At 68.7% G+C, this 16750-nt stretch carries 15 protein-coding genes; 9 read left to right on the forward strand and 6 right to left on the reverse strand.

The features are described from left to right. Positions 1-203: 203 nt before the first annotated feature. Complete coding sequence (gene metK / locus SB816_RS02755; protein ID WP_049077057.1) at positions 204-1367, forward strand: methionine adenosyltransferase; 1164 nt, start codon at positions 204-206, stop codon at positions 1365-1367. Positions 1368-1432: 65 nt separating this feature from the next. On the opposite strand, the gene SB816_RS02760 is transcribed toward metK, so the two are convergent. Both SB816_RS02760 and SB816_RS02765 read right to left on the reverse strand, forming a co-directional pair. Further along, positions 1433-2860 (reverse strand): amidase, encoded by a 1428-nt coding sequence (locus SB816_RS02760; RefSeq protein ID WP_054500329.1) that lies wholly within the window; start codon positions 2858-2860, stop codon positions 1433-1435. Positions 2861-2957: 97 nt separating this feature from the next. Further along, entirely contained in the window at positions 2958-4262 is a 1305-nt protein-coding gene (locus SB816_RS02765) for an MFS transporter (RefSeq protein WP_054501176.1), read from the reverse strand. Positions 4263-4373: 111 nt separating this feature from the next. Here SB816_RS02765 and SB816_RS02770 point away from each other — a divergent pair, with 111 nt between their 5' ends. Next, positions 4374-5348: an Lrp/AsnC family transcriptional regulator gene (locus SB816_RS02770; protein WP_254603899.1), complete on the forward strand. Its 975-nt coding sequence runs from the start codon at positions 4374-4376 to the stop codon at positions 5346-5348. 54 nt (positions 5349-5402) lie between these two features. Here SB816_RS02770 and SB816_RS02775 read toward each other — a convergent pair whose 3' ends face one another. The 3 genes from SB816_RS02775 to SB816_RS02785 are packed head-to-tail and all read right to left on the reverse strand — an operon-like array spanning position 5403 to position 9979. Next, complete coding sequence (locus tag SB816_RS02775) at positions 5403-7892, reverse strand: ATP-binding cassette domain-containing protein (protein WP_410546474.1); 2490 nt, start codon at positions 7890-7892, stop codon at positions 5403-5405. Next, positions 7892-8770: a branched-chain amino acid ABC transporter permease gene (locus tag SB816_RS02780; protein WP_054500332.1), complete on the reverse strand. Its 879-nt coding sequence runs from the start codon at positions 8768-8770 to the stop codon at positions 7892-7894. Before SB816_RS02780 ends, SB816_RS02775 begins: the two co-directional genes overlap by 1 nt. Positions 8771-8788: 18 nt before the next feature. Continuing rightward, positions 8789-9979: an ABC transporter substrate-binding protein gene (locus tag SB816_RS02785; RefSeq protein WP_047993169.1), complete on the reverse strand. Its 1191-nt coding sequence runs from the start codon at positions 9977-9979 to the stop codon at positions 8789-8791. A 34-nt stretch (positions 9980-10013) separates the two neighbouring features. Here SB816_RS02785 and SB816_RS02790 point away from each other — a divergent pair, with 34 nt between their 5' ends. Genes SB816_RS02790 through SB816_RS02805 form a run of 4 tightly spaced genes read left to right on the forward strand, consistent with a single transcriptional unit; the run spans position 10014 to position 12560 of the window. Continuing rightward, positions 10014-10205, forward strand: coding sequence for a hypothetical protein (locus SB816_RS02790; RefSeq protein ID WP_127481542.1), 192 nt, complete (start codon positions 10014-10016; stop codon positions 10203-10205). Continuing rightward, positions 10177-11136, forward strand: a complete 960-nt coding sequence (locus SB816_RS02795) for a polysaccharide deacetylase family protein (RefSeq protein ID WP_064528022.1) — start codon at positions 10177-10179, stop codon at positions 11134-11136. The genes SB816_RS02790 and SB816_RS02795 overlap by 29 nt, the downstream gene beginning before the upstream one ends. 34 nt (positions 11137-11170) lie before the next feature. Beyond that, complete coding sequence (locus SB816_RS02800) at positions 11171-11935, forward strand: GntR family transcriptional regulator (protein WP_006389774.1); 765 nt, start codon at positions 11171-11173, stop codon at positions 11933-11935. A 1-nt stretch (position 11936) separates the two neighbouring features. Beyond that, positions 11937-12560 (forward strand): flavin reductase family protein, encoded by a 624-nt coding sequence (locus tag SB816_RS02805; protein ID WP_020925921.1) that lies wholly within the window; start codon positions 11937-11939, stop codon positions 12558-12560. An 18-nt stretch (positions 12561-12578) separates the two neighbouring features. On the opposite strand, the gene SB816_RS02810 is transcribed toward SB816_RS02805, so the two are convergent. Continuing rightward, positions 12579-13502 carry a LysR family transcriptional regulator gene (locus SB816_RS02810; protein WP_020925922.1) on the reverse strand — a complete coding sequence of 308 codons (924 nt, stop codon included), beginning with the start codon at positions 13500-13502 and terminating at the stop codon, positions 12579-12581. A 130-nt stretch (positions 13503-13632) separates the two neighbouring features. On the opposite strand from SB816_RS02810, the gene SB816_RS02815 reads away from it, so the two are divergent. The 3 genes from SB816_RS02815 (at position 13633) to leuD (ending at position 16739) form a co-directional block, all read left to right on the forward strand. Continuing rightward, positions 13633-14619 carry a tripartite tricarboxylate transporter substrate binding protein gene (locus SB816_RS02815; protein WP_064528024.1) on the forward strand — a complete coding sequence of 329 codons (987 nt, stop codon included), beginning with the start codon at positions 13633-13635 and terminating at the stop codon, positions 14617-14619. Positions 14620-14682: 63 nt separating this feature from the next. After that, entirely contained in the window at positions 14683-16104 is a 1422-nt protein-coding gene (gene leuC, locus SB816_RS02820; RefSeq protein ID WP_064528026.1) for a 3-isopropylmalate dehydratase large subunit, read from the forward strand. Further along, positions 16101-16739, forward strand: coding sequence for a 3-isopropylmalate dehydratase small subunit (gene leuD, locus SB816_RS02825; RefSeq protein WP_054500337.1), 639 nt, complete (start codon positions 16101-16103; stop codon positions 16737-16739). The genes leuC and leuD overlap by 4 nt, the downstream gene beginning before the upstream one ends. Positions 16740-16750 lie beyond the last annotated feature (11 nt).

Consider the following 16750-nt stretch of genomic DNA (forward strand, 5'->3'; position numbering starts at 1 on the left):
AGAACCGCATTTTCGCTTAAAATCGGTCAGTCGCCGAGTTAACCGACAACTTGCGGGGCGACGGCAGGATCCCGGCGCGTCATGCGTCGCTTGCCAAATCCGCTAAAGCGTCGCGCCCAGATCAGCGTATTCCATGCAGTCCGGGGTGCAACGCGCCTCGTGAACCTATGCTCCGGCTGTACCGGACATCAAAGGACGCATCTGTGGCCAACAACGACTTTCTCTTCACCTCCGAATCCGTTTCCGAAGGCCATCCCGACAAGGTAGCCGACCAGGTTTCCGACGCGATTCTGGACGCCATCTTCACCCAGGACCCCAACGCCCGCGTGGCGGCGGAAACCCTGTGCAACACCGGCCTGGTCGTGCTGGCAGGTGAAATCACCACCACCGCCAACGTCGATTACATCCAGGTCGCGCGCGACACGATCCGCCGCATCGGCTACGACAACACCGAGTACGGCATCGACTACAAGGGTTGCGCGGTGCTGGTCGCCTACGACAAGCAGTCGCCCGACATCGCCCAGGGCGTGGACCGCAGCTCGGAAGACTATCTGAACCAGGGCGCGGGCGACCAGGGCCTGATGTTCGGCTATGCCTGCGACGAAACGCCCGACCTGATGCCGGCCCCGATCTGGTACGCGCACCGCCTGGTGCAGCGCCAGAGCGAACTGCGCAAGGACGGCCGCCTGCCGTGGCTGCGTCCCGACGCCAAGTCGCAAGTCACCTTCCGCTATATCGACGGCCGCCCGGCGGAAGTCGACACGGTGGTGCTGTCGACCCAGCACGCGCCGGACGTCACGCAAGAGACGATCCGCGAAGCGGTCATCGAAGACATCATCAAGCCCAGCTTCCCCGAAGGCCTGATCACGCCCAAGACCAAGTTCCTGGTCAACCCGACCGGCCGCTTCGTCATCGGCGGTCCGCAAGGTGACTGCGGCCTGACCGGCCGCAAGATCATCGTCGACACCTACGGCGGCGCTTGCCCGCACGGTGGCGGCGCGTTCTCGGGCAAGGATCCGTCCAAGGTCGACCGTTCGGCCGCCTACGCTGCCCGCTACGTGGCCAAGAACATCGTGGCCGCCGGCCTGGCGCGCCAGTGCCAGGTGCAGGTCAGCTACGCCATCGGTGTGGCCGAGCCCATCAACATCACCGTCTACACCGAAGGCACCGGCGTCATTCCCGACGACCAGATCGCCAAGCTGGTGCGCGAGCACTTCGACCTGCGTCCGAAGGGCATCGTCAACATGCTGGACCTGCTGCGCCCGATCTACACCAAGACCGCCGCGTATGGCCACTTCGGCCGTTCCGAGCCGGAGTTCTCGTGGGAGGCCACGGACAAGGTCCAGGCCCTGAAGAAGTCGGCCTGATCCTCCCCGCCTGGCAAGACGCCCCTGCATGCAGGGGCGTTTTCTTTTGGACGGCGCTGGCCGGGTCAGAGGTCCCAGGCCGAGAGGTCGGGGGTGCGCATGACTGGCGCCAGGATGCGTTCCAGCGCCGCGGCGCAGTCCAATAGCGCGGCATCGGCGCCGGCGGGCGCCAGCAATTGCACCGCCATCGGCATGCCGTCGGCGTCGAACCCGGCCGGCAGCGCGATGGCCGCCGCGCCCAGGAAGTTGGCGGGACGCAACAGTCTGCCCAGGCCTGCGTGGCGCACGTCGGCAGCGTCCAAGGCCTGTGCGGCCTGGTCGCAGGCCGGCATCAGCAAGGCGTCGATCCCCTGCATGGCGGCGGCGAACGTGGCCATGTCGGCCTGCCGCCGTTGCAGCGCGGCAGCGTAGTCGGCCGGCGCGATGCGGCCGCCGGCGGCGATGCGCGCGCGCACGACTTCCCAGAGCGGCTGCGCCGGGTCCTCGGCCAGGTGGCCGAAATGGCGGTAGGCCTCGTAGGCCAGCACCAGCGAGTTGTCGTCCGCCATGCGCGCGAACGACAGCGACGCCGGCGGATGCCAGGTCGAGGGCGTGACGCCGGCCTGGTCCAGCCGTTCCTGCGCCTCGTGCCAGATCCGCAGGCCCTCGTCGGCCAATGCCGCGGGCCAGGCCTGAGGCGCCAGCACCGCGATGGCGCCGCCGCGGCGCGGAGCCGGGCGTCGCAGCGCGGCGATGCTGGCGGCGGAGACGTCCAGCGTGGCGACATCGTCGATATCCGGACCGGCCAGCACCTGCGTCAACAGGCGTGCATCGGCCACGCTGCGGGCGATGGGGCCCAGCACATCCAGAGTCTCGGACAGCGGCAGGCAGCCGGCGCGGCTGATGAGGCCCGAGGACGGCTTGTAGCCAACCACCCCGTTGAGCGCCGCGGGGGCGCGCACCGAGCCGCCCGTGTCGCCGCCCAGCGCCAGCGGGGCCAGGCCGGCCGCCACCGCGACGCCGGCGCCGCTGGACGAGCCGCCCGGCGCGCGCGGAGTGGCCGCGTCCCAGGGATTGCGGGCGGTGCCCTGGGTCGGGTTCTGGCCCGACAGGCCGAACGCGAATTCAGTCATGCGGGTCTTGCCCAGGACCACCATGCCGTGCGCCGCCAGGCCGCGCACGGCGGTGGCGGTTTCATCGCTGACCACGCCGCGGCGGGTCTGCGAGCCGCCGCTGGCGGTGGTGCCGGCCCATTGCACGCTGTCCTTCACCGCCACCGGCACGCCGTGCAGCGGGCCCATCGAAATGCCGGCCGCCAGCAGGCGATCGGCGGCGTCGGCCTGGGCCAATGCGCGTTCCGCCGTCACCTCGCTGTATGCGGCCAGGTCGGCCGCGCGGGCAATGCGATCCAGGAAATGGGTGGTGACCTGGCGCGAACTCAGTTCTCCCGCGCGGATGGCGCGGGCGAGTTCGCGGGCTTCTCGGAAATGCAGGGCGGTGTCTTGGGTTGGCATGGCTCTCACGAAAAAGGAAAAGCTTTCCGGTCCTGGCGGAGCCGGAAAGCGTTGAGATCGGGCGTCAGCGCCTGGGACGGTCTTATTTCAGCCGGTCTTACTTGAGCGATTGGCCCCGGGTCTCGGGCATGCGGATGAAGGTGATCAGCGTGATGACGGCGCCGGCCAGCACGTAATAGAAGAACCAGCGCTCCATGCCCTTGCTTTGCAGCCAGGTCAGCAGGTAGGGCGTGGTGCCGCCCAGCAGCGCCACGACCAGGTTGTACGGCGTGCCGATACCGACGGCGCGCACGCTGGTGGGAAACTGCTCGGACATGATGGCCGGCGCGATCGACGTGTACATGGCATACAGCACCAGGCCGAACAGCTCCACGGCAAGAATCGAGCCGAATGACGGACCCAGCGTGGTCATGAGCGGGTAGAAGAACACCAGGTAGCCGGCGGCGAAGAAGATCAGCTGCGGCTTGCGGCCGATGCGGTCCGAGAGCATGCCGAACACGGGCTGCACCAGCATGAAGACGATCAGCGCGACGGTGTTGGCGGCGAACGCCACCTGCGGATCGGCCTTGACCTGGCGGATGGCGTAGGTCGGCACATACGCCACGAAGATATAGAAGGCAAACGTCGTCAGGATCGAGAAGCCGACGATGCGCAGCACCTCACGCGGGTGCTCGCGCAGCAGGGTGCGCAGCGGCTGTTTTTCGACGCCGGCTTTCTTGGCGTGCGAGAACGCCTCGGTTTCGGGGACCGCGCGGCGGATCCACATGCCGGCCAGGCCGCCCAGCGCGCCCAGGAAGAACGGAATGCGCCAGCCCCAGTCGGCCATCTCGGCCTTGGTCAGGGTCGAAGTCAGCAGCCAGCCCACCGCCGACGCGGCCAGGATGCCCACGGCGGCGCTGAAGAAGACGAAGCTGGAGTAAAAACCGCGCTTGTTGGGCGGCGCCATTTCCGCCAGGAAGGTCGTGGCCGAGGCATACTCTCCGCCCAGCGACAGGCCTTGCAGCAGGCGCGCGGCGGTCAGCAGCAGCGGGGCGGCCAGGCCGATGGTGGCATAGGTCGGGGTGATGGCGATGATCAGCGAACCGCCGGCCATCATCAGGATGGTCAGGCCCAGGGCGGCCTTGCGGCCGTAGCGGTCGGAGAAGATGCCAAGCACCCAGCCGCCGACCGGGCGCATGAAGAAGCCGACGGCGAAAATGCCGAAGGTCGCCAGCAGCGCGGCGGTCTCGTTGCCCTCGGGGAAGAACTGCTTGGAGAAGAAGATGGCGAATGACGCATAGATGGTCCAGTCGAACCATTCCACCGCATTGCCTACACTACCGGCCAGAATCGTGCGGGCGCGCGACACGGGCGCGGCGTTTGCCCCCTGCGAGGCGCGCAGGGTGGCGGAAGGGGTGCTCATAACGTCCTCGATTTTATTTTTGGTCAAATAGACCATTTAATTTTGTGTTTTTATCAATGCGCGAACGTTAGATTAATGAATATAGTCACGTCAAGTAAGGGTAAGCCCCTAATGCCGGCGCTCGATGACACCGATTTGGCCTGCCTGATCGCCCTGCAGGCCGAGCCGCGCGCCTCCTGGCGCGAGCTGGGCGCGGCCACCGGCATCGCCGAGCGCACGGTGGCGCGCCGGATCAAGCGGCTGATGGATGCCGACGCCCTGCGCGTCATTGCGGAGGCCGACCCGCTGGCCACGGGCCGCGGCGTGGTGTTGCACGCCTGGGTGCGCTGCCGTTCTGGGCGCGTGGCCGAAGCGGCCGAGGCCCTGGCGAGTCTCGGCATTACCCAGTTGGTCGTGACGCTGGCCGGCACGGCCGACCTGATGGCGGAACTGACGCTGCCGGACGCGGCCGACATGCCCGACGTGGTGACGCGCGTGCTGCCGTCCATCGACGGGGTCGAGCACGTGGAGGCACGGTTGGTGCTGCGGCCATTTCGCCGCGCCGGCCAGTGGCGCATCCGGGCTGGCGATGCCGCCGCCGAGGGGCCGGAGTCCGCGATGGCGCAGCCGCCGGCGGCGTTGACCGAATCTGAACAGCGCATCGTCGCCCACCTGATGCGCGACGGCCGCGCCAGCCTGGCTGAGTTGTCGGCCCATGCCGACGTCAGCGAGCCCACCGCCCAGCGCCTGTTGCAGCACTTGGTCGAGCGGCGCGCGCTGAGCTTCCGCGTGGAGGTCGAACCGGCCCTGGTGGGCTTTCCGGTGGAGGCGGTGATCTCCGTGCAGGTGCGGCCGCAGGCGGTCGATGCCCTGGCCGCGCACCTGGCGTTGGACCCGAACACGCGCTGCCTGTTCGGCACCAGCGGCGCTTCGCAACTGTTCTGGCATGTGCTGTGCCGCGACAGCCTGAACTTGTGGGACGTGGTCACGCGCAGGCTTGGCGAACTCGATGGCGTGCTGGCCAGCGAAGTGGGCGTGGTGATGCGCGCCTACAAGCGCTGCGGCATCGTGCGCGAGGGCGCGCGGCTGGGCGGCGAGTCCGCCTGAGCGTTCTGGCGCGGAGCCTGGCGCGCCCGCGCCGCGCCAGGCTCCGGTCGATTCTCACGCGCCGAGGTAGGCGCGCGCCAGCGCTCCATCGGCGGCGATTTCCCGCGCCGTGCCGTGCGCCGCCACGCGGCCGGACTCCAGCACGTAGGCGCGGTCGGCCAGCGACAGCGCCAGCGCGGCCATCTGGTCCACCAGCAGGATCGTCATCGATTCCGCCCGCAGCCTGTCCAGCGCCTCGAACAATTCGTCGATGATCTTCGGCGCCAGGCCCAGGGACGGCTCGTCCAGCAACAGGATCACCGGCTTGGACATCAACCCTCGGGCGATCGCCAGCATCTGCTGTTCGCCGCCGGATAGCAGGCCGGCCCGCTGGTGCAGCCGCTCGCGCAGGCGTGGAAAGCGCGTCAGCATCTCCTCTACGCGGGCTTCCCGATCGGCCGGATGCAGGAAGGCGCCCAGCCGGATGTTGTCGAGCACGCTCAGGTCCGGGAACACCTGCCGCCCCTCGGGCACCAGGACCAGACCTCGCGCCACGATGCGGTCCGCGCTCAGCCCCTGCAACTCCTGCCCTTGCAGGTGCATGCCGCCCTGGACGGGCCGGTGCAGCCCGGCCAGCGTGCGCATCAGCGTCGACTTGCCGGCGCCGTTGGCGCCCAGCAGCGCGACCATTTCGCCCTCGCGCACCTGCAGGTCGATGCCATGCAGCACCGGGTTGGCGCCGTAGCCGGTGGTCAGGTTGCCCACGCCCAGCACTTCCGGCGCGACGCCGCCGGTAACCGGACGCGTACGCGCCGTGGGCGCCTGGCGCGCCGCATCGTCGCCCAGGTAGGCTTGCCGCACGGCTTCGGACTGCTGGACCTCGCCGGTGGATCCCTGCGCCAACTCGCGCCCCGCGTCGATGGCGACAACGTGATCCGAGACGCCCATCACCAATGCCATGTCGTGCTCGACCAGCAGTACGCCGGCGCCGGCCTCGGCAATGCGCCGCAGCAGGGCGGCCAGGCGTGTCTTGTCCTCGCGGGACAGGCCCGCCGCGGGCTCGTCCATCAACAGGACGTCGGGGTCGGTGGCCAGCGCGCGGGCAATCTCCACCAGCCTGCGATCCACGTGCGCAAGATCGGCGGCCGGCGTGTCCAGGTCGCCTTCGTATCCGCAAAAGGCCAGCAGGGCGCGGGCCCGCTCGCGCGCATCGGACGACAGATAACGGCGCGCGGCCAGCAGGCCGCCCAGCCGGCCGCGCAACAGGCCCAGTGCGACGTTGTCCTCGACACTCAAAGTGTCGAACAACTGCGAGGTCTGATAGGTGCGAGCGATGCCCTCGCGCGCCACGCGGTGGGCCGGCAGGCCGGCCAGCGGCGCGGCGCCCAGCGCGACGCTGCCGCTGGTGGGCTGGTAATAGCCGCTGAGCATGTTGATGACGGTGGACTTGCCCGCGCCGTTGGGGCCGATCAACGCAGTGATGGCGGCGGGCGCGACGTGAAACGATACGCCCTGCACCGCGCGCACCCCGCCGAACGTCATGGTCAGCGTGTCGGCGCGCAGGGCGCGGCGGGCCCGGCCATTGGCGGCCAGGCCGCCCTGGCGTTGGGCCAGACGCGGTGTCAGGCCGCGTCGCCGCCAGCGGGCCAGCAGTCCCGCCGCGCCTTCGGGCGCCGCCCACAGCACCACGAGCAGGAAGGCGCCGAAGAACAACAGGCGATATTCCTCCAGGCTCGACAGCAGTTCGGGCAGCAGTCCGACTACCACCGCGCCCAGCAGGGGCCCCGCCAGCGAACCGGCGCCGCCGATGGTGACGGCCAGCACGAACAGGATCGACTGCATGAAGTTGAAGTTGTGCGGCGTGATCATGCCGGCCTGCGGCGCATACAGGCCTCCCGCCAGGCCGACCACGGCCGCCGACACCATGAAGGCCACGGCCTTCACCACCAGCGGGTTGATGCCGATGGATTCACTGGCCGTTTCACTGTCCTTGACCGCGCGCATGGCCGCGCCCCAACTGCCGCGCGCCAGCAGCGCATAACCGGCCAGCGCGGCGAACACCGTCACGATCGCGAGCATTGCCACCCCGCGGTCTCCGCCCAGCGCGCCGAGCGCGGGCTGGGCAATGCCCATCAACCCGTTCTGGCCGCCGGTGAGATCGCCGCCCTCGACCAGGGTGTGTTCCACGATGAAGCCGAAGGCGATCGTGATCATCGCCAGGTAGGGCCCTTGGACTCGCAGCGCCGGGAGCGCCAGCAACAGCCCGAACACCCCCGCCACCGCCGCGGCAACGGGCCATGCCAGCCAGAAATTCCAGCCCGCCTGGCCGGTGAGGATTGCCACCGTGTACGCCCCGATGGCGTAGAACGCGGCATGGCCGAACGACATCTGGCCAGTCAGCCCCAGCAGCACGTTCAGGCCGATGCCGGCGAGCGCCAGCAAGGCCACGTTGCCGATCACGAAAACGTAATAGCCGTTGACGCTGGCCGCCAGGGCCAGGCTGACGACCGCCAGCAGGGCGTAGGCGGCCAGCGCCGGCCAAGAGAATGCAGATTGCCGGGCCATCAGACTTTCCTCACGGCCGCGCGGCCGAACAATCCGTTGGGCCGCATGGCCAGGATGGCGATGACCAGCGCAAAGCTGATGATCTGGGTATAGCCGGAACCCAGGGCGACGGTGATCAACCCTTCGGCCACGCCGAACAGCAGGCCGGCGAGCATGACGCCCCAGGCGCTGGTGATGCCGCCCAGGATGGCGACCACGAAGGCCTTCAGTCCGAACAGGGTGCCCATGTCGGCCTGCACGTTGAACAGCGGCGCGACCAGCGCGCCGGCCACGCCCGCGAACAGCGTCGAGACGGCAAAGGCGGCCATGATGGCGCGCCGCACCGGGATGCCCATCAGCCGCGCGGCGTTGGGATTCTGTACCACGGCCAACAGTGCCACGCCCCAGCGCGTGCGTCGCGACAAGGCGTGCAGGGCGGCGGCCAATGCCAGTCCGACCAGCGGGATCAGCAGTTGCAGCGGATACACGCCCAACCCCAGGCCGCCGATTTCCAGCGGCGCTTGCGCCAGCGGAGACGGCAGGCTGCGCGGCTCCTTGCCGAAGGTGAACATCACCAGGTTGTCCAGCACGATGCCCAAGGCCACCGTCGACATGAGCCAGGCGTTCGAGCCGCGGCTGGCGAACGGTCGGACCGCCAGCCGCTCGACCACCAGGCCATACAACGCACACAAGGCCAGCGCCAGCGGCAAGGCGGCAAGCAGCGGCCAGCCCAGCGTCTGCGCAAAGGTAAAGGTCAGCACCGCGCCCAGCATCATGGAGCTGCCCTGGGCGAAGTTGACCGTGCCGGATACGGCGTAGGTCAGGTAGAAGCCCAGGGCCATCAGCCCATACATGCTACCCAGGCCCAGGCCGCTGACGATGGCGGACATCCACAGCATGCGTCTCTCCCCTCGCGCTTACTGCGCGCCCTTGACGGGCAGGATGCGGTTGTCGACGAAGTGCGTCCACACGTAGTCGTCTTCGCGCAGGGCGTCATGCGAGGCCGGCGTGAAGGGCTGCTCGTAGGTCTTGATCAGGCCTTCATACTTGCCGATCTTGTAGAAGCCCTGGCGCACCGCATCGCCGTCGGTGGAACCGGCCTGCGCGATCGCCAGCGCCGCCAGTTGCATGCCGTCGTAGGCATTGGCCACGCCCACGGCCGGGGTGATGTCCTGCGGGCCCTTGATGTCGGAATACTTGGCCTTGAGCGCCTGCATCACTTTCTCGCCCACCGGGCCCTGTTTGCCGAAGAAGCTGTAGGTCTGCACGAAGTGCACGTTCTTGGCGTTGGGGCCGGCCAATTCGGTGAAGCGGCCGCCGGCCGGGCCCCAGTGCGACACCACCGGCACCTTCCAGCCCATGCGGTCCAGCGACTTCACCACCTGCGCCGAGGGCCCGACGTTGCCCACCAGGAACAGCGTGTCGGCGCCGGCCGCCTTCAGGCGGCTCAGTTGCGGCGTGACGTCGAGGTCGGCGGGCTGGAATTTCTCGACGCCGGCCGGCGTGATCTTGGCGGCGGCGAGCGCGGCGTCCAGCCCCTTTTCATTCGATTCGCCCCAGGGGTTGTTCACCAGGATCATGCCCGGCTTGGCGCTCTGGAACGTCTTGCGGGCGTACTGCACCATGGCGCTGTCGACGATCTCGTCCATTGCCGAGACGCGGAACACGAAGTTGGGGTTGCCCTTGTTGTGCGTGATCGCGGTGCCGGCGGCCCAGGGGCCCATGAATGGCACCTTCTCCTGGTTGACGATGGGCACGATCGCCATCGACACCGGGGTATCCAGGCCGCCGAACAGCACGGCAACCTTTTCCTTGTAGATCAGCTCGCGCGCGGCGGCCATGCCCTTGGCGGGGTTGCCTTCGTCGTCGCGCCGCACCAGCACCACCTGGCGCCCGCCCAGCAGGCCGCCCTTGGCGTTGATCTCGTCGATGGCGATGGTCATGCCGCGCGTCAAGGCTTCGCCGGCACGCGCCGATTCACCCGACAGGGCGGTGATGAGGCCGATCTTGATGGGGTCGGCGGCCAGCGCGGGTTGCGCGGCCAGGCCGGCCGCGAACAGGGCGGCGGCAGTGGCGCGGAGCATGAAGGAACGGCGGGTCGGGCGCATCGGGGCACTCCTGGAAAAGTGGAATGGATCTTGCATGGGAGAGGTGCTGCTGCCGTTCCCGATGCAAGATCCATGCCACCCGCGCTTCGGTGGCGTGCCCCAGGGGGAAAACGGTGGTTTGTCGACGTTGGATCCTGTTTTTGTTTTCAAAAGAACAGGGTTTTTGTTCACAATCATGCATCAGGATTTGCACCAAAATGAATCCATCCCTGCTTCAAGGCACTAATGCGGGGCCTGCCGCGCCCTGGTCCCCCGCGCCGCTGGCCGGCCACGACCGCTTCGCCTACCAGCCCATCACCGGCCGCGCGGACTACGCCTGGCCCAACGGCGCGCGGCTGGCCGTCTACCTGGGGTTCAACATCGAGCATTTCGCCTTCGGCGAGGGGCTGGGCGCCGAGCTGGGGCCGGCCTCGCCGCATCCGGATGTGCTCAATTACGCCTGGCGCGAGTACGGCAACCGGGTGGGCGCCTGGCGCTGCCTGGAACTGTTCGACGCGTTGGGACTGCCAGCAGGGGCGCTGATCAACACCGCGCTGTATGACCATTGTCCTGAGCTGGTGGATGCCTGCCTGGCGCGCGGCGACGAGCTGATCGGCCACGGCTACAGCAACGCGCATCGCCAGGGGGGGCTGGGCGAAACCGAGGAACGGGCGTTGCTGGAACACTGCCGCGATCGCATCGGCCGCCACGCCGGCAGCGCCCCGGCCGGCTGGCTGTCGCCGTGGATTTCGGAAAGCCGCGCCACCCCGGACCTGCTGGCCGAGACCGGCTACCGCTACACCTTGAACTGGTGCCACGACGACCAGCCCACGCGCATGCGCACGCGCGCCGGCGATCTGTGGGCGATTCCCTACCCGCAGGAGCTGAACGACATCCCCATGATCATGGGCCGCAAGATGGACGCGCGCGATTTTGCCGATATGATTCTCGACCAGTTCGAGGAAATGCGGCTCCAGGCGCAGCGCCAGCCTCTGGTGATGGGCATCGCGCTGCATCCGTATATCGTGGGGCAGCCCTACCGCCTGCGGCACCTGCGCCGGGCGCTGGCCCCGCTGGCGGCCGCGCGCGACCGGGGCGAGATCTGGTTCGCCACGCCGGGCCAGATCTGCGCGCACGTCGATGGGCTGCCACCGGCGCCCGGACTGTCTTCCCGTTGATCGACCCTTTGCCTTCGTTGCCACCGAGTCCGCCATGCCTACCCGCGATCCCGCCAAATCCCGTCCCAGGGCGACGCCTTCTCGCCGGGCCGCCGCCGCCGTGTCCGAACACCTGGAGGACACGGCCCCCGATGCCGACATGGAGCGCCGCATCTGCGAGGCGGTCTATGAAAGTGTCATGAGCCAGCGGCTGACGCCCGGCACCAAGCTGCCCGAGGCGGCGCTGTGCGACATCTTCGGCGTTTCGCGCTCGGTCGCGCGCAAGGCGCTGCAACGCCTGGCCCACGAGCATGTGGTCGACCTGCACCACAATCGCGGCGCGGTGGTGGCCGAGCCCACCCCCGAGGACACGCGCCAGATCTTCGAGGCGCGGCGCGCGCTGGAAGCGGCCTTGTTGCCGCTGGCGGCCGCGCGCGCCACCAAGGCCGATTACGCCTCGCTGCGCAAGCAGTTGCGCGACGAGCATGCCTTGCTGCACCGCGCCGGCCAGCCAGCCTGGGCGCGCCAGGCCAGCGCCTTCCATGTGCGCCTGGGCGAGCTGTCGGGCAACGCCATCCTGCACGGCTACCTGGCCGAACTGGTGTCGCGCTGCTCGCTGATCGTGGCGCTGTATGAACCGCCCGGCAACGCCGCCTGCGAGCATGGCGAACACGTGCAGATCGTCGACCTGATGGAGCAGGGGCAGGTGGCCGAGGCGGTCAAGATCAACGACAACCATCTCGCGGACCTGGAGCGGCGCATCAGCCTGGAGCGCCCGCAGCCCGCACAAACCTTGGCCCAGATGCTGGGAATGGCCTGACATGGACATCGACTTCGATTCAATCACCGAATACCAGCGCTACAAGCTGATGGCCAGCCTGATCGTGCCAAGGCCGATCGCGCTGATCACCACCCTGTCCGAAACCGGCGTGGTCAATGCCGCGCCCTTCAGCATGTTCAACATGCTGGGCGAGGATCCGCCCATCGTCATGGTCAGCATCAACCGGCTCGAGGACGGCAACCTGAAGGACACCGCGCGCAACATCGCGCGCGATCGCGAATTCGTGGTGCACCTGACCGACGAGGCCATGGCCGAGAAAATGCACCGCTGCGGCGACCGCCTGCCGGCCGACGTCAGCGAGCTGGCGCACGCCGGCCTGGACGCCGCGCCGAGCCAGCGGGTGGCGCCGCCGCGCATCGTGCAGGCGCCGGTGGCGTTCGAATGCACCCTGTTCGAGACCCTGGAAACCGCCAGCCGCCAGATCTTCATCGGCCAGGTGCGCTGGCTGCATGCGCGCGATGGGCTGATCGACACGGACACCTGGCGCGTGCGGCTGCAGGATTATTTTCCGGTGGGCCGCTTTGGCGCCAGCTTCTACGTCACCACGCGCGACCGCTATGCCATCGGCGACATGCCGGCCAGCACCGCCATCGACGAGATCTGACAGCGCGCGGGACGTTCGTCACCAAACGGCGGCCTGCGAACCCGGCGCGCGCAGATGGCGGGCGAAGCGCTGCGCCAGGAAATCGACGAACGCCAGGGTCTTGGCGGGCAGGTTCAGGCGCTCCGGATACAGCACGTGGATGTCGGCCGGCGGCGTCGACCATTCCGGCAGGATCTGCCGCAAGCGGCCGGCCCGCAGGTGCTCGGCGGTCTCCCATTCCGATCGCATCACGATGCCGTGGCCGTCCAGGGCCCATTCCAGCGCGCTCTGGCCGTCGTTGGAGCTGACCGGACCGCGCACCTTCACGGTCTCGGCGCGCTGGCCGGATTCGAGCCGCCAGGTGCCGTAGGCCACGTCATTCTCGCGCACCACGATGCAGCGGTGGCGCTGCAGCTCGCCCGGCGCGCGCGGCTCGCCGAAGGTCTCCAGGTAGCGCGGCGAGGCGCACAGCAGGCGCCGGTTGGAGGCGATCTTGCGGGCCGTCAGGCGCGCGTCGGGCAGGTCGCCGAAACGCACCGCCACGTCGAAGCCTTCCTCGATCAGGTTCAAGGGCCGATCGGTCAGGCGCAACTGCACCTCCACTTCCGGATACTGACGGGCGAAATCCGAAACGGCCGGCGCCACGTAGGCGCGGCCGAAGCCGAAGGTGGCGTTCAGGCGCAGCAGCCCCTGGGGCTGCGCCCGGCTGCTGGAGACCGAGCGCTCCAGCGCCTGCAGGTCGGCCAGGATGCGGCTGCCTTCCGCCAGATACAGCTCGCCCTCTTGCGTGACGCTGACGCGGCGGGTGCTGCGATTGAGCAGGCGCACGCCCAGGCGCTGTTCCAGCTTGGCCAGCCGCGTGCTGACCGCAGGCGGCGTCAGCCCCAGCTCGCGCGCGGCCGCGGACAGGTTGCCGTGCTTGACCAGCAGCGAGAAGAAGGCCAGGTCGGAGAGCGCATCCATGGGCAGATTTATAAATTGGATTTAATAAAGATTTAGGTATTTAACTAATTATAAGAATGGAGTGGGCTTATACACTGGGTTGACCGATACAGAGCCGCCTCAGGCGGCCGACCAGGAGGAGACCCGACCCATGAAGACCCCTCATCATCTATTGCGCAGCCTGCTCGCGCTTGCCGCCGCCGCTTCCTGTTGGATGGCGCCGGCCCTCGCGGCCGACGCCTTTCCCCAGCGGCCCGTCACCCTCATGGTGCCGTTCGCGCCCGGCGGCAGCGTGGACATCGCCGCCCGCCTGATCTCCGAGGCCTGGGGCAAGACCCTGGGCCAGAGCGTGATCGTCGAGAACCGCGCCGGCGCATCCGGCAATATCGGCATGGCCGCGGTGGCCCGCGCCGAGCCGAACGGCTACACGCTGGCCATCAACACAATGTCGCTGGCGATCAACCCGGCGTTGTTCCGTTCCATGCCGTTCGACACCGCCCGCGATCTGCGCTCGGTCGGCACGGTGGGCACCTCGCAGCACGTGCTGACGGTATCGCCGTCGCTGCCGGTGAACAATGTCAAGGAACTGCTCGACTACATCCGCGCGCGTCCCGCCAATGAGCTGAGCTTCGGTTCGGCTGGCACCGGCAGCACCTTCCACATGGCTGCCGAGCTGTTCAAGTCGGTGTCGGGCACGCAGATGCTGCACGTGCCCTACAAGGGCGGCGGTCCGGCCATGGTGGACACCATCAGCGGCCAGGTGCAGATGAGCTTCCCCGTGCTGTCCGCGGCCAAGCCGCAGGTCGACGGCAAGAAGCTCAAGGCGCTGGGCGTCACCGGCACCACGCGTTCGCCGCTGCTGCCGGACGTGCCCACCATCGCCGAGTCCGGCTTGCCCGGCTACGCCTTCACCACCTGGTTCGTGATCAGCGCGCCCGCCGGCACGCCGCAGGCGGTGGTGGACACACTCAACGCCAGGCTGGCGCAGGCGCTGCAATCGCCCGAGCTGTCCGAACGCATGCGCCGCGAGGGCTTCGATCCGCTGGTCTCCACGCCCGCCGAGACCGATGCCATGGTCAAGGGCGAGATCACGCGCTGGGCCGGCATCGTCAAGGACGCCGGCATCGAGGCCAACTGAGCGGCTGCACCGGTTTCATCGCGCCCCGCGCGGGCGCGTCTCTTTTTGCAAGGAAGCACCGACATGCCCGGCATGACGCTATACGACAAACTGGTGGCCAGCCATGAGGTGGCCCGCATCGACGACGAGCACATCCTGCTGTACGTCGATCTGCACATCATGAACGAGTACACCAGTCCGCAGGCCTTCAGCGGCCTGGCCGCTCGTGGCCGCCGCGTCCTGCGGCCCGCGCAGCAGATGGCGGTGGTGGACCACATCATTCCCACCCATCCGGTGCCGGCCGCGCTGCGCGTGATTGCGGACGACGCTTCATCGCGCCAGGCCCGCAATCTCAAGCGCAATTGCGACGAGCAGGACATCGCGCTGTTCGACACCACCGATCCGCTGCAGGGCATCGAACACGTGATCGCGCCCGAGCACGGCATGATCCTGCCGGGCATGGTGGTGCTGTGCGGCGACAGCCACACCACCACCTATGGCGCGCTGGGGGCGCTGGGTTTCGGCATCGGCACCTCGGAAGTCGAGCACATCCTGGCGACGCAGACGCTGGTCTACCGGGTCGCGCGCAACATGCGCATCCGCGTCGACGGCCGCCTGCCCGCGGGCGTGTCGGCCAAGGACCTGGTGATCTACGTGGTCCACCGCATCGGCGCGCAGGGCGCGCGCGGCCATGCCGTGGAATTCTGCGGCAGCGCCATCGAAGGCCTGTCGGCCGAAGCCCGCATGACCCTGTGCAACATGACCGTCGAGGCCGGCGCGCGCGCCGCGCTGATCGCGCCGGACGCCACCACCGACGCCTATGTCGCTGCCCGCGCGCGACACCTGGACGCCAGCGAACTGGCGCAGGCGCGCGCCTATTGGGCTACCCTGCGCACGGATGCTGACGCGGCGTTCGACGCCGAGCATGTCTTCGACGCGGCGCGGATCGCGCCGTTCGTGACCTGGGGCACCAGTCCCGACCAGGCCATGCCGATCACCGGCACGGTCCCCGATCCCCAGGCCGAGCCGGATGCGCTGGCGCGCCTGGCGCTGGAAAAGGCCGTGGAATACATCGGCCTGCAACCCGGTGCGCCGATCGCCGGGGTGCCGATCGAGCGGGTCTTCATCGGTTCGTGCACCAATGGGCGCATCGAGGACCTGCGCGTGGTCGCCGACGTCGTGCGCGGCCGCAGGGTGGCCGATGGGGTCCGCGCCATGGTGGTGCCGGGCTCGGGCGCGGTGCGCGCCCAGGCCGAGGCCGAAGGCATCGCGGCCACGCTGGTCGATGCCGGCTTCGAATGGCGCCAGCCGGGCTGTTCCATGTGCCTGGCCATGAACGACGACGTGCTGCGGCCGGGCGAGCGCTGCGCATCCACCACCAACCGCAACTTCGAAGGCCGCCAGGGGCGAGCCGGCCGTACCCACTTGATGAGTCCCGCCATGGCCGCCGCGGCGGCGCTGGCCGGCCGCATCGTCGACGTGCGCGACCTGGAGAACCTGTCATGAACCAGATCATCAGCGGCGTCGCCGCGCCCCTGCCGTACTCCAATCTGGACACCGACCAGATCATGCCCAAGCAGTTTCTGCGCATCATCGACAAGGCCGGGCTGGACCGCGGCCTGCTCTATGACCTGCGCTTTGACGCCGACGGCGCGCCGCGTCCGGACTGCGTGCTGAACCAGCCCGCCTACGCCGGCGCCTCGGTGCTGGTGGCCGGGCCCAATTTCGGCTGTGGCTCCAGCCGCGAACATGCCGTCTGGGGACTGATGCAGTACGGTATCCGCGCGGTCGTGGCCGCCAGCTTCGGCGAGATCTTCTACTTCAACGCGCTCAATAATGGTCTGCTGCTGGTGAGCCTGCCGCCGGCCGATGTCGACGCGCTCTTGGCGCGGGTGTCCAACCCCGGCGCCAACCGCGTCGAGATCGACGCGCTGGCGGGCACGGTGCGGGCCGCCGACGGCTGGACCGGGCATTTCGACTTGCCGGCGCGGCACCGCCGCATGTTCTCGCAGGGACAGGACATGGTGGGCGCCTCGTTACAGCAGTTGGCGGATGTGGAACACTTCGAGGCCGGCCACTGGGCGCGGCATCCCTGGATGAAAGACGTGGCGCGCCGCGTGCGCGACCGGCTCGGCCAATGAACGCCACAGAC

Source organism: Achromobacter sp. SIMBA_011 (assembly GCF_046535435.1).
GTDB lineage: Bacteria > Pseudomonadota > Gammaproteobacteria > Burkholderiales > Burkholderiaceae_B > Achromobacter > Achromobacter dolens.